The following is an 11,971-nucleotide window of genomic DNA, read 5'->3' as shown; positions in this document are numbered from 1 at the left end:
CGCTACTTGATATAGCCGGCCCGCTTCATTTCACGCTCGGTGGCCGACTGCGCGGCGGCGAGCGCCGCATCGACGGTCGAAGCACCCGACAACGCCGCCGAGAATTGCTGGCCGACGCTGGTGCCGATGCCCTGGAACTCCGGAATGGCCGCGTATTGCACGCCGACGTAAGGCACCGGCTGCACGCTCGGCTTGTTCGGATCGGCGGCGTCGATCGACGCCAGCGTCAGCTTGGCGAACGGCGCGACCTTCAGATACTCCGGATTCTGGTAGAGCGAGGTTCGGGTGCCGGGCGGCACGTTGGCCCACCCCTCCTTCTTGGCGACGAGCTGGGTGTAGTCCTTGCTGGTCGCCCAGGCGATGAATTTTTCCGCAGCCGCGGTCTTCTTCGAGCCCGCGGGAATGGCGAGGTTCCATGCCCACAGCCAGTTGGCGTTCTTGCCCAGTCCCGCATTCGGGGCGAGCGCAAAGCCTACCTTGTCGGCAACCCTCGAATCCTTCGGGTTGGTGACAAAGGACGCCGCCACCGTGGCGTCGATCCACATCCCGCATTTGCCGGAGTTGAACAGCGCCAGGTTTTCATTGAAACCGTTCGAGCTTGCGCCGGGAGGGCCTGCGGCCTTCATCAGATCAACATAGGTCGAGAGCGTCTTCTTCCACTCCGGTTTGTCGAACTGCGGCTGCCATTTCTCATCGAACCAGCGCGCGCCGAACGAATTGGACATCGCGGTCAGGAACGCCATGTTCTCGCCCCAACCCGCCTTGCCCCGCAGGCAGATGCCGTAGACGCCGGCCGATTTGTCGGTGAGCTTCTTCGCCGCATCGATCACGAAGTCCCAGGTCGGCTTTTCCGGCATCGTCAAGCCGGCCTTCTGGAACAGGTCGGTCCGGTACATCACCATCGAACTCTCGCCGTAGAACGGTGCGGCATAGAGCTTGCCCGATACCGACACGGCATCACGGATCTTGGGCAGCAGGTCCGCGGTATCGTAATCGGCTCCGAGATTGTCGAGCGGAATGAGCCAGTTCTTCTTGGCCCAGATCGGGACCTCATAGGTGCCGATGGTCAGCACGTCGAACTGCCCGCCCTTGGTCGCGATATCGGTTGTGACGCGCTGGCGCAGGACGTTCTCTTCGAGGGTCACCCACTTCACGGAAATCTCGGGGTTTTTGGCGGTGAATTCGTTGGTCAGCCCCTGCATCCGGATCATGTCGCCATTGTTCACGGTGGCGATGGTCAGGGTTGTCTGGGCGATGGAAGGGGCTGCACCCAACAAGGTAGCCGCGCCCAGGAGGGCGCTGAGGACGTGCTTCACGGTAACCTCCCTTATTGGCGTTGAGCATATGCTCACGCTTTGCAATTATGTTCACACTGAGTCCCAGGGTTGTCAAGGATCGGAATCGCACTTCGGCACCGGACCTGCGTGCTGGAGGAGATGCTCGAATAGGGGCACGCGCCGGATCGGCCCGCGGGCAACCCCGCGTCGGCGTGACAGCCGGACCGGTTCAGTCCGCTACGGCTTGAGGATGGCGCCTGCCGTCGCCTCGTCGGTGATCAGCCCGTTGAGGAGCCGCCCCTTCAGCGCCGCCCTGATCGCCGAAACCTTGGCACGACCGACCGCCGCTCCGATGGTCAGCGCCTGCGCCGGTACCCGCGGTGGAATGCTGGTGAGACGGAGGTTGGTCCCGCCGTTGATGATGCGGCCCTCCGCGTCGAATGCCCAGCCGGTCAGTTCGCCGACGGCACCGAGCCGCATCATCTCGAGCAGTTCTTCGCGCGAGACGAAACCATCGACATGGACTTGCGCCTGCTGATCCATCTGCCCCACGCCGACCAGGCGCAGGTCGGCCTTGGCAGCGACCGCCCGCACCTTGGCGATCGGATCGATCTTGAGCATCTGGTCGCGCTCGCGCTCGGACGACATCAGAAACGGCAGCGGCATCGGATAGTGGCGCGCCTTGGTCCGGTCCGCGAGACGGCCGACCGTGTCGAAGAAGCTGGCCGAGCCGTCGGCCGAGATATTTCCGACCAGCGACACGATCTGGTGGTTCGGACAGTCGATCGGGGACACGCGCTCAACGGCAGCCCGCACCGCTCTGCCGGTACCAAGCGCCACGATCGTCGGCTTTTCGGTGCGCAGCGTCGTTTCCAGGATGTTGGCGGCGCGTTCGGCAATTCCGGCGGACGAGAGCGGCGCGGCCGGGTCGGTCGGCACCACTTCGCAATACGCAAGATGAAACAAGTCCTTGAGCTGCGCGGCTAACTCCATGCACGCCGCGATCGGATGCTCGAGCCGGAATGTGATCAGGCGCTCGGCGAGGCAGAGTGAAACCAGGCGCTGGGCCGAGGCGCGAGAGACCTGCAGCATCTTGGCAATTTCATCCTGGGTGTGGCCGGCGATGAAGTACAGCCAGCCCGCACGCGCGGCTTCGTCGAGACGCGATTTCTCGTTGTCGGATGCTGCCATCAGTCTGCTTGCCGTTCCGTTCGCCAGAAATCAGCCATTCGTCCAAACACGCGATCGGCCCCCGCATCGCGAAGAATGGCCTTGCCGTCACGCGATTGATAGTGGCTGCCTCCGACAAATCCCCAAACCGTCATGCCGGCCGCCTTGCCGGCCCTGACGCCGCTAACGCTGTCCTCGATCACGAGGGTGCGGTGCGGATCCGCCCGCATCCTTTCGGCTGCGTAAAGGAAGAGATCGGGCGCCGGCTTGCCGCGCCTCACCATCTGCGAGGTATAGAGGTGCGCGTCGAAATGCGGCGCGAGGCCGGTCAGGGAAAGCGAGAACACCACCCGATCGACATCGCTGGACGAAGCAACGCAATGCGGGATTTGCAAGTCCGCCAGCACCGAATTCACCCCCTCAATCGCACAAAGTGAGGAAACAAACGCCGTGCGAACCCCCGTTTTCAATTCGGCTGCAAATTGCTCGGGGATCGTGCATCCCAACGCTTCGTAATGTTCGAATACCGCACTCAGATTCCGTCCGAGGAACAGGTCAAGTGCCTGATCCACACCAAGATCGATGCCATAGCCCGCCAGCGCTTCCGAAAGGCAGCGGCAGCTCAGCATCTCGCTATCGACCAGCACGCCGTCGCAGTCGAAAATGATCAGATCGGGCCGGAACATCGCTAGTTTTCCCAATCTATGAGAGCATATACTCATAGAATGGGCAATAACCCTCATCGTGGGGGATAGATTGAGCCCCTCAAAACCGAACTCCCGCGTCCGATTCCAGCGTGCGCCATGTCGCTTGCGACAAGCTACCGGGCACGGGCAAGATCCGCGACCGCGCCATGGGAGTACACGGTCCGAGCGTATTTGGCGGGAAGCTACATTCCCCAACGCAAAGCCGGCGTATGGACCGGCGCGTCCCAGAGGCGCTTTATCTCGTCATCGAGGATCGATACGGTCGTTGAACAGCCTGCCATGTCGAGGGATGTGACGAAATTGCCCACCAGCGATCGCGCCACAATCAGACCGGCGGGCTCGAGCCGTTGGCGCACGGCGTCGTACATCAAATAGAGTTCCGACAAAGGCGTCGCTCCAAAGCCGTTGATCAACAGGATGGCTTCGCCGCGTGCGCGCTCGCCCAGATCAGCCGTGATGGCATGGACCATCTCGGCCGCTATTTCGGCAGCCGGCTTCAATTTCACCCGGCGGCGCCCCGGCTCGCCATGGATGCCTACCCCGATCTCCATTTCGTCTTCGGCGATGTCGAAGGTCGGCTTGCCGGCGGCCGGAACCGTGCAGCTCGTCAGCGCGATTCCGATCGAGCGGGTGGCCGCGTTGACACGGTCGCCAAGCGCCTTCAGGGAAGCCAGGTCGCGCCCCTCTTCGGCAGCCGCGCCCACGATCTTTTCCACGATCAGCGTGCCGGCAACGCCGCGTCGTCCCGTCGAAAAAGTCGAGGTCTCCACCGCGACATCGTCATCGGTAACAACGGTCGCAATCGATTTCCCGGACATCTCGCGCGCCATGTCGAAGTTCATGACGTCGCCCTCATAATTCTTGACGATGAACAATACGCCGCCACCGGTGTCCGCGGCCTCGGCGGCAGCGAGGATGAGATCGGGTGTCGGCGAGGTAAACACCTGACCGGGACATGCGGCATCCAGCATTCCCTGCCCGACGAAACCGCCGTGAAGCGGCTCGTGTCCGGAGCCGCCACCCGACACCAGGGCAACCTTGCCCTTTGTCAGACGCCGGCGCTGCACGAACGGCGCTTGTTCGCCGATGCGCACGATGTCGGAATGCGCCGCACAGAATCCGGCAAGGCTTTCAGTCACCACGTCGTCGACGGCATTGATCAGCTTCTTCATCCTAACCCTCCCCGTTTTGCGCTTCGATTCGGCGTCAGGTGTCCTCGATCAGCCGTGCGACTTTTTCCGCGAACTCGCTCAACAGCGAGTCAAGCTTGTGGTTCTTCTGCTCTGAACCGAGATCGGGCAGCATCAATGTGAGCCGTCGGCTGCGCTCGCGCTCCTTCAGAAGCAGCAGCCGGCGCGGATGCGCGCGGTGATAGGCTTCGAGAAAGCGGTCCCTCTCCTGCGCCGAGAAGTGGCAGACCTGAATGATGGCATGGACGTGCTGCGCCGGGATCGGCGTTTGATAGGCCGGGTTGGCAATTTGAGTGATGAAGCTGCGGTTCTTGCCGAGTGCTTCGGCCAAACGCTGGCGCATGCCCGACGGCCGCCGGTCGAGCACATCGCGAAGGACGGCCTTGTACGCCGCGATCAGATCCTGCGACGCCGCTGGCGTTACGTCCGCGCTCATGCGGCAGAGCCGGCATAATTGGCAATCGCCGCCTTGACGGCGCCAAGCGCTCCCGGCGTCACCGAAAGGACGCGCAAGCCTTGATCCAGGAGGGCCGCGACTTGCGCGGGATCGCCGGCCAGATCGCCGCACAAGCTCGCTTCGCGGCCGGAGCGGTTGGCATGATCTACGACATGCCGGATCAGGTTGAACACCGCGCGCGAGGGACGCGAGAGATCGGCGAGCTGCGGTTCGTCCCGGCTCGCCGCCGCCACATACTGGATGAGATCGTTGCTGCCGATGGAAAAGAAGTCGGCGTTGAAGTCTTCGATGGTCAGCGCCGCTGCCGGCACCTCGACCATCATGCCGAGCGGCGGCATCTGCGCTTTTTGGCCCTCGCGACGCAATTCGTCGCAGGCCTGCTCGAACAGCGCGCGGCAGCGGTCGAGTTCCTCGGGCACCGTTATCATTGGAATCATCACCTTGAGATTCCCCGCGACGGCGGCACGGGCCAACGCTCGCAACTGCGCGCGAAAGACGTCCGGGTACCGCAACGACAGCCGCACACCGCGCACGCCCAGAAATGGGTTCATATCTCCAGGCTGCGTCAAGCCAGCGATCGGCTTGTCGCCGCCAGCGTCGAGCGTGCGGATCGTCACGGGCTTACCCGCTGCCCATTCAAGCATGCGCCAGTAGATCCGATATTGTTCTTCCTCGGTCGGCAGTTTTTCCCGGCCCTGAAACAGAAACTCGGTCCGCATCAAGCCGATCCCGTCGACCTCCGCAGGATCGAGTACGCTGAGTTCGGCAAGGCCGGTCACATTGATCATGACCCGAACCAATTCGCCGGTTGCGGTTAGCGCCGGACCGCTGAATGACGCCGCGGCCTGTCGAGCCTTCGACTGCTCGGCGCGGCGTAAACTGAAGCCGGCTCGCATATTCGTGTCGGGATTGACGATCAGAAGCCCGGCATCCGCATCGAGCAGCGCGTCGGTGCCCTGTTCGAGACGATCGACGTCTACCCCAACAATCATCGGGACGCCGCGCGACCTGGCGAGAATGGCAACATGGCTGCTGGGGCTTCCGCGGCGCAAGACCAACCCGCCATCGCGCCAATCGGTGGCCAGAAAGGTGGAAGGCGGCATATCGTCGGCGGCGAGGATGACGCCCGATGGCACGCTCTGATCCGCCTCACCTGCAAGATGCCGCAGCACGCGATCACGCAGATCGCGCAAATCAGACGCGCGCGCGCGGAAATAGGGATCTTCGGCCGCATCATACGACGCGATTTCCGGATCGATCGCCGCGCTCCAGGCCTGACCCGCGCCATCGCCGGCGTCGATCCGCGCCAGCGCCGGCGCGACAAGGCTGTCGTCCTCGAGCAGCGCCATCTGGAAGGCGAGAATGGCTTCCGCTTCATCGTCGCCCGCCTGGCGCGAGAGCGCGCAGAGGTCTTCCTGCGACGCCGCGAGCGCATCGACAAGGGCCCGATGCTCCTCTGCCGCAGAGCGGTATTGACGGACTACATGTTGCACCGAAATCAGGCGCACGAGCGGTCCCAACGCCAGTCCAGGGGCGGCGGACCGCCCCTCGATGCGATGAGCAGCCCGGTGCGTTCTATCGTCCATCCTGAAAATCTCCGTCGACAAGCGTCACGAGCGCCTCCAGCGCGGCCTTCGCATCGGCCCCCTCCGCGCGAAAATAAATCGTCGAATCCTTTGGTGCCCTGGTCGCCATCACCTTGACGATGCTCTTGGCATCGACCCAGGGACCGTCCGGCGACAGGCCAAGGTCAATGCGCGATTCAAACGCCTTTGCGAGCTTGGTCAACTTGACCGACGGGCGAGCATGGAGCCCCACCTCATGCCGCATAAGCACTGATGCCTTGTGTTTATTCATCACCCTTGCCCTGCATCAGACCGGCGTCAGTTCTTCGGCGGTTTGACGCACCGCTTCAAGCGAAGCCCCCGAAGCCGCTTCGGTCGCCGCCATGACGGCGCCCTCGACAACCGGCGCGTTGCAAACCACGACACGGGCGCGGCGCTCCTCGGGCAACATCTCGATCGCCATCTCGCTATTGGTTTCTGCGCCGCCGAGGTCGACCAGAATGGCAACGCCTCGCTCCGACCACGCCCGCTCGATCGCCGCCATGATCGCCTCGACGCTGGTGCCGAGCCCGCCGCCGGGATCGCCGCCGCACCAGCCGAGAGGCACTTCATGGCCGACCATTTGCTCGACCATCAGCGCGGTGCCCCGCGCTACGTCCGCCGAGTGCGACACAATGACGATTCCAACATTTTCGCTCATGCCAATCCTTCCATGACGTCTGCGACCGCGTCGACGATCAGCGCCGAGGATCGAGCCCCCGGATCCATGTGACCTACGCTGCGCTCGCCCAGAAACGACGCACGCCCGCGAATCGCCCGCATTGGTATAGTCTCCTCGGATGCAGCCTTGGCTACGGCCTTCAGGCGCACCGGGAGTTCTGTGCCGCCTTCGCGCAGAACTGCGAGCACCGGAAAAAGCACGTCGAGCATGGTCTTTTGCCCGACATCGGACTTGCCCCGCGCCCTGACTGCATCGATGGCCGTGGCAAACGCATCGGCGACCCGCTCACACGTCACCTCGTCATCCAGCGTTTTGCCGAGCGACATGAAAAGCGTGCCGTAAAGCGGACCTGATGCGCCGCCGACTTTCATGACGAGAGTGGTGCCGACGCCCTTCAGGGATTCGCCGAGGTTTTTCGCGGAGAGCTCATCAACCGCCGCCAGCACGGCTTCAAAACCGCGGCGCATGTTGGCCCCGTGATCGCCGTCGCCGATTGCGCGATCGAGATCAGTCAATTCTTCGGCGCTGGCAATGACACGCTGCGCCACCGTTTCAAACAACAATTTGCGAGCCTCGCGGTCGATCATCATGCATGCCCCCGCAATCCATCGGCGCCGATTCGGCGACCTGCCTGATCGAAATAAAGCGGGGACTCGAATTCGAGGGAAACCTGATCCCCCGCCTTGAGTGGCTGGACCGGATCGGCAAGCGTCACCAGCGAATGGGTCGCGAGCTTGAGGTGAACGTGGTTTTGATCGCCGAGATGTTCGACCCAATGCACCTGTGCGCGTGGTCCGGGGCCATCCGCGGTCGAGATGCGGATATGCTCGGTCCTTAATCCCACCGTCTCCACCTGCGGCGGCACCGGTCCGCCCAGAAGCCCGGCTGGAATGAGGTTGATGACCGGTGTACCCAACCGGCCCGCTACATAGGCACTGTTGGGCCGTTCATAGATCTCTCGCGGCGTACCAAGCTGAATGAGTAATCCCTCGTTCATCACGCCGATCCGGTCCGCCATGGTCATCGCTTCGATCTGGTCATGCGTCACGTAGAGAATCGTCGTTCCCAATTCGCGCTGGATGCGCTTGAGCTCGAGGCGTAATTCGGCCCGAAGTTTTGCATCCAGCGAAGAGAGCGGCTCGTCCATCAGATAGACAGCTGGCTCGCGCACCAGCGCCCTGCCGATGGCGACCCGCTGCATTTCACCGCCGGAAAGCGCGGTGGCCCGGTTACCGAGCTTGTGTTCGATGTGAAGCAATTCCGATATCTGCTGAACCCTGCGGCGTATCGTCTTCTCGTCGACGCGCCGGGCCGGAGAACGCAGGGGGAAAGCCAGATTGTCATAGACCGTCAGATGTGGATAAAGCGAATATTGCTGAAAGACGAACGCGACGTCGCGTTCGGCCGGAACTTCCCTGGTCACGTCGCGGCCCTGGATCACCACACGGCCTTGATCGGGCCGCTCCAGGCCGGCGATCAACCGCAGCGTCGTCGTCTTCCCGGCGCCGGTCGGGCCAAGCAGCACGACAAATTCACCATGCGCGACCGAGAGCGAGAGACCACGGACCGCTTCCACGGCACCGTAGCTCTTGCCGACATCGAGCAGTGTGACCTCAGCCATGGTGCCCTCCATAAAGTGCCGACGAGAGCGCCCGGCCGCTGACCGCGTCGAACAGCGATAGTTTGTCCGGACGCAGCGCAAGCCCGACCGTTTCGCCAATTCGGACCGCGTTGCCTGACGGCAGCCGGGCCTTGATTTGACCGTTGGCCGTCGTCACCGTGACGATCTGCGTCGTACCGAGATATTCGGCGCCGATCACGCGACCGCGCAAGCCCGCGCTATCTGCGAACGACACGTTCTCGGGTCTCACGCCGAGTGCGAGAGAGCCCTCGGCACGATCTTCGAACAGTTGGGGCATTTCGAGCGGCACGCCGTCCACCTCGATACTGCGAGCGCCGCGCGGCAGCGATGCCCAGACAGCAAGAAAACTCATCGGCGGAGCACCGATGAAATCGGCAACGAACATCGACGCGGGACGATCGTAAATCTCCTGAGGCGTACCGATTTGTTCGACGCGGCCCTGATTCATGATAGCTATAACATCAGCCATCGCCATCGCCTCGAGCTGGTCGTGGGTGATGTAGACCGTTGTCGCATCGATACGGTCGTGCAATTCCCGCAGCTCACCACACATCAACTTGCGAAACTCGGAATCGAGGGCGCCGAGCGGCTCGTCCATGAGAAATGCCTTCGGCCGACGCACAATGGCGCGGCCGAGCGCAACGCGCTGCCGGTCGCCGCCGGAGAGGCCGCCGACCCGGCGGTCCAGTAGATGATCTATCCTCAGCAATCTTGCCGTTTCCTCGACGCTTCGTCTGACCTCGTCGCGCCGGTAATTCTGGCAGCGCAGCGGAAAGGCAATATTCTGGCGCACGTTCATGTGCGGGTAGAGCGCAAACAGCTGGAACACAAAGGCAATGTCCCGCGCCGACGCGGGCAGCACCGTCACGTCTTCGCCATCGAGCAGGATGCGGCCGGACGTCGGCAGTTCGAGGCCCGCCATCATGCGCAAGGTCGTCGTCTTGCCGCAACCCGAGGGACCCAAAATGACGAAGAACGAGCCGTGATCGACGGTGACGTCCACGCCCTTGACGGCAGCGAATGTTCCGAATGTCTTGGCAACGGATTCGAGTTTGATCTCTGCCATGGCGGTTAATCCGGAAAGTGACTGACGATCACGAAGCCGAGCGTCCCGGCCAGGATCGTCACGAAGGAATGGCTGTACAGGTTCAACGACAGCGGCTGCATCAGCATCACGACGCCAAGGCCGATCAACGCCATCGCCACAGCCTCGCAAGGACCGCGACGGAGCCAGAGCGGCCATCTCGATGTGTGTCGTGCAACCCTTTCCGTCATTTGCGAACCGCCCCAAAGGTAATGCCGCGCAGCAAATGGCGACGCAACAGGATGGTGAAGCAAAGGATCGGGATGAAGAATATTGTTGTCGCAGCCGCCACCGCGGGCCAATCCTGGCCACCTTCGCCGATGATGAAGGGGATAAAGGGCGGCATCGTTTGGGCATCGCCGCTGGTGAGCAGAACCGCGAAGGCGTATTCGTTCCAGGCGAAGATCAGGCAGAAGATCGCGGTTGCCGCGATGCCGGTCGTCGCCTGCGGAAGAACCACCTTGAAGAACGCCTGAAGCCGTGTGTAGCCGTCGACCATCGCAGCCTCTTCGTACTCGCGCGGGATTTCATCCATGAATCCCTTCAACAGCCATACGGCCAGGGAGACATTCACGGCGGTATACAACAGGATCATCCCGAGCTTGGTATCGGTTAGTCCCAAGTGCCGGAACATCAGATAGATCGGGATCGCGACCGCTATCGGCGGCATCATCCGTGTCGACAGGATGAAGAACAGCAAATCGTCGGCAAGCGGCACGCGAAAGCGCGAAAACGCATAGGCGGCGATCGTGCCGAAGCAGACGGCGAGAAAGGTCGAGCCGAAGCCGATCACCATGGAATTCACGAAGCGCGGCACCACTTTCGACGGTCCGCCGATCACCATGTTACGCGAGCGCACGAGACGCTCATACCAGGTCTGCGGCGGCGGCAAGGTGGCCAGGAATTCAGGCGTCTGTCGCGAGCGCGTCGTAAACAAATTGACGTAGCCTTCCACCGAAGGCTCGAACAAGACCTTGGGTGGATAGGCGATCGAATCCGGCGGCGTCTTGAACCCGGTGAGGAAGATCCACAACAGCGGTAGAATGGTTATGACCGCGTAGGTGACGACCAGGAACGAAGCGATCAGCTTCGATCGTGACGATGGCTCGGCCACTGAATGAGCGGTGACGGGCGTGCTCATCGTTGCTTCACCCGGTTGAGCGCCTTTACATAGATATTGGCGGCACCGAAGACGGTGACGAAGAGAATAATGGCCAAGGCCGACGAATAGCCGGTCCGCCATTTTTCGAACGCCTCGCGTTTCAGGGTGATCGACGCGACCTCCGTGGTGGATCCCGGCCCGCCCGAGGTCAGCAGATTGACCATGTCGAACATCTTGAAGTTTTCGATCGCCCGAAAAAGGATGGCGAGCATCACGAACGGCATCACCATCGGCAGCGTGATGGACCAGAACTGCCGCAACGGGGATGCGCGATCGACCTCGGCTGCCTCATAGATGTAATCAGGTATCGAGCGCAAACCGGCGAGGCAGATCAGCATCACATAGGGTGTCCACATCCAGGTATCGACCATGATAATGGACCAGGGTGCCAACCGGACGTCGCCGATCATCTGGAACGAACTCGGATCGACCCCGGTCACCAGCGCGATCCCGCTGTTGAACAGCCCTATCTGCGGCTGCAGCAGAAAGGTCCAGAAGTTGCCGACGACCGCGGGCGAAAGCATCATCGGCAGCAGGATGATGGTGGTCCAGAAACTGTGGCCGCGGAAGCCGCGGTTGATCAGGAGCGCCAGGCCAAAGCCGAGTATTAGTTCGAGCGCTATCGACCACAGCACGAAATGAGCGGTGGCCTGCATGGCCTGCCACACCTCGGGATCCGTCAGTATGTCGCGGTAGTTGTCGAGGCCGACATATCGGAGCACCGCATTCGGGCGATTGGCCCGGTAGTTCGTGAACGATAGCTGGATCGTCCACAGCAGCGGGAAGATGTTGACCGCCAGCAGCAGCAGCACCGACGGCGTTATGAACAACCAGGCAATGGCCCTGTCGGACATCCCGCCGAACCGTAACGCAAGTCGGCGTGGGGTCCGGGCCACGGCCCGCTCTGCAAGAGTGCTCATCTGAGACCTGTCGTTCACGGATCGGAACACGATTAGGGGGTCTCCCGGCCGAGGCCGGGAGACCTGCGACGCGTCA

The 11,971-nt window shown here is 62.3% G+C and carries 14 protein-coding genes; all 14 read right to left on the bottom strand.

Going from position 1 to position 11,971, the window contains the following annotated elements; translation table 11 throughout:
- Positions 1-2 precede the first annotated feature (2 nt).
- Positions 3-1,316: an ABC transporter substrate-binding protein gene (locus V1289_RS40345; RefSeq protein WP_334404729.1), complete on the bottom strand. Its 1,314-nt coding sequence runs from the start codon at positions 1,314-1,316 to the stop codon at positions 3-5.
- Positions 1,317-1,514: 198 nt separating this feature from the next.
- A complete protein-coding gene (locus V1289_RS40340) occupies positions 1,515-2,468 on the bottom strand; it encodes a sugar-binding transcriptional regulator (RefSeq protein WP_334404727.1) in 954 nt (317 codons plus the stop codon).
- Positions 2,468-3,133 (bottom strand): HAD family hydrolase, encoded by a 666-nt coding sequence (locus V1289_RS40335; RefSeq protein ID WP_334404725.1) that lies wholly within the window; start codon positions 3,131-3,133, stop codon positions 2,468-2,470. The genes V1289_RS40340 and V1289_RS40335 overlap by 1 nt, the downstream gene beginning before the upstream one ends.
- A 203-nt stretch (positions 3,134-3,336) precedes the next feature.
- Entirely contained in the window at positions 3,337-4,326 is a 990-nt protein-coding gene (dhaK, locus tag V1289_RS40330) for a dihydroxyacetone kinase subunit DhaK (RefSeq protein ID WP_334404723.1), read from the bottom strand.
- A 34-nt stretch (positions 4,327-4,360) separates the two neighbouring features.
- Positions 4,361-4,780, bottom strand: a complete 420-nt coding sequence (locus V1289_RS40325; RefSeq protein ID WP_074281062.1) for a hypothetical protein — start codon at positions 4,778-4,780, stop codon at positions 4,361-4,363.
- The gene (ptsP, locus tag V1289_RS40320) at positions 4,777-6,387 is read right to left on the bottom strand and encodes a phosphoenolpyruvate--protein phosphotransferase (RefSeq protein ID WP_334404721.1); all 1,611 of its coding nucleotides are present in this window, start codon (positions 6,385-6,387) and stop codon (positions 4,777-4,779) included. Before ptsP ends, V1289_RS40325 begins: the two co-directional genes overlap by 4 nt.
- Complete coding sequence (locus tag V1289_RS40315) at positions 6,377-6,658, bottom strand: HPr family phosphocarrier protein (protein ID WP_074281060.1); 282 nt, start codon at positions 6,656-6,658, stop codon at positions 6,377-6,379. Before V1289_RS40315 ends, ptsP begins: the two co-directional genes overlap by 11 nt.
- A gap of 15 nt (positions 6,659-6,673) precedes the next feature.
- Complete coding sequence (dhaM, locus tag V1289_RS40310) at positions 6,674-7,066, bottom strand: dihydroxyacetone kinase phosphoryl donor subunit DhaM (RefSeq protein ID WP_309184042.1); 393 nt, start codon at positions 7,064-7,066, stop codon at positions 6,674-6,676.
- Positions 7,063-7,677 (bottom strand): dihydroxyacetone kinase subunit DhaL, encoded by a 615-nt coding sequence (dhaL, locus tag V1289_RS40305; protein WP_309184041.1) that lies wholly within the window; start codon positions 7,675-7,677, stop codon positions 7,063-7,065. The genes dhaM and dhaL overlap by 4 nt, the downstream gene beginning before the upstream one ends.
- Complete coding sequence (locus V1289_RS40300) at positions 7,674-8,708, bottom strand: ABC transporter ATP-binding protein (RefSeq protein WP_334404718.1); 1,035 nt, start codon at positions 8,706-8,708, stop codon at positions 7,674-7,676. The genes dhaL and V1289_RS40300 overlap by 4 nt, the downstream gene beginning before the upstream one ends.
- Positions 8,701-9,795, bottom strand: a complete 1,095-nt coding sequence (locus V1289_RS40295) for an ABC transporter ATP-binding protein (RefSeq protein ID WP_334404716.1) — start codon at positions 9,793-9,795, stop codon at positions 8,701-8,703. The genes V1289_RS40300 and V1289_RS40295 overlap by 8 nt, the downstream gene beginning before the upstream one ends.
- Positions 9,796-9,800: 5 nt before the next feature.
- Complete coding sequence (locus V1289_RS50040) at positions 9,801-9,929, bottom strand: hypothetical protein (protein ID WP_442896126.1); 129 nt, start codon at positions 9,927-9,929, stop codon at positions 9,801-9,803.
- A 71-nt stretch (positions 9,930-10,000) separates the two neighbouring features.
- A complete protein-coding gene (locus V1289_RS40285; protein ID WP_334404712.1) occupies positions 10,001-10,954 on the bottom strand; it encodes a carbohydrate ABC transporter permease in 954 nt (317 codons plus the stop codon).
- On the bottom strand, positions 10,951-11,913 hold the full coding sequence (locus tag V1289_RS40280) for a carbohydrate ABC transporter permease (protein ID WP_334407866.1): 963 nt from the start codon (positions 11,911-11,913) through the stop codon (positions 10,951-10,953). The genes V1289_RS40285 and V1289_RS40280 overlap by 4 nt, the downstream gene beginning before the upstream one ends.
- Positions 11,914-11,971 lie beyond the last annotated feature (58 nt).

The organism is Bradyrhizobium sp. AZCC 2289 (assembly GCF_036924615.1).
Taxonomy (GTDB): Bacteria; Pseudomonadota; Alphaproteobacteria; order Rhizobiales; family Xanthobacteraceae; genus Bradyrhizobium.
This window is presented reverse-complemented; position numbering and strand designations above follow the sequence as displayed.

Excerpts from the sequence above, each read along its gene's own strand:
- V1289_RS50040 (WP_442896126.1), bottom strand. The coding sequence starts at position 9,929 with ATGGCGTTGATCGGCCTTGGCGTCGTGATGCTGATGCAGCCGCTGTCG.
- V1289_RS40325 (WP_074281062.1), bottom strand. The coding sequence starts at position 4,780 with ATGAGCGCGGACGTAACGCCAGCGGCGTCGCAGGATCTGATCGCGGCG.
- dhaM (WP_309184042.1), bottom strand. The coding sequence starts at position 7,066 with ATGAGCGAAAATGTTGGAATCGTCATTGTGTCGCACTCGGCGGACGTA.
- V1289_RS40335 (WP_334404725.1), bottom strand. The coding sequence starts at position 3,133 with ATGTTCCGGCCCGATCTGATCATTTTCGACTGCGACGGCGTGCTGGTC.
- dhaL (WP_309184041.1), bottom strand. The coding sequence starts at position 7,677 with ATGATGATCGACCGCGAGGCTCGCAAATTGTTGTTTGAAACGGTGGCG.
- V1289_RS40300 (WP_334404718.1), bottom strand. The coding sequence starts at position 8,708 with ATGGCTGAGGTCACACTGCTCGATGTCGGCAAGAGCTACGGTGCCGTG.
- ptsP (WP_334404721.1), bottom strand. The coding sequence starts at position 6,387 with ATGGACGATAGAACGCACCGGGCTGCTCATCGCATCGAGGGGCGGTCC.
- V1289_RS40285 (WP_334404712.1), bottom strand. The coding sequence starts at position 10,954 with ATGAGCACGCCCGTCACCGCTCATTCAGTGGCCGAGCCATCGTCACGA.
- dhaK (WP_334404723.1), bottom strand. The coding sequence starts at position 4,326 with ATGAAGAAGCTGATCAATGCCGTCGACGACGTGGTGACTGAAAGCCTT.
- V1289_RS40315 (WP_074281060.1), bottom strand. The coding sequence starts at position 6,658 with ATGAATAAACACAAGGCATCAGTGCTTATGCGGCATGAGGTGGGGCTC.
- V1289_RS40295 (WP_334404716.1), bottom strand. The coding sequence starts at position 9,795 with ATGGCAGAGATCAAACTCGAATCCGTTGCCAAGACATTCGGAACATTC.
- V1289_RS40340 (WP_334404727.1), bottom strand. The coding sequence starts at position 2,468 with ATGGCAGCATCCGACAACGAGAAATCGCGTCTCGACGAAGCCGCGCGT.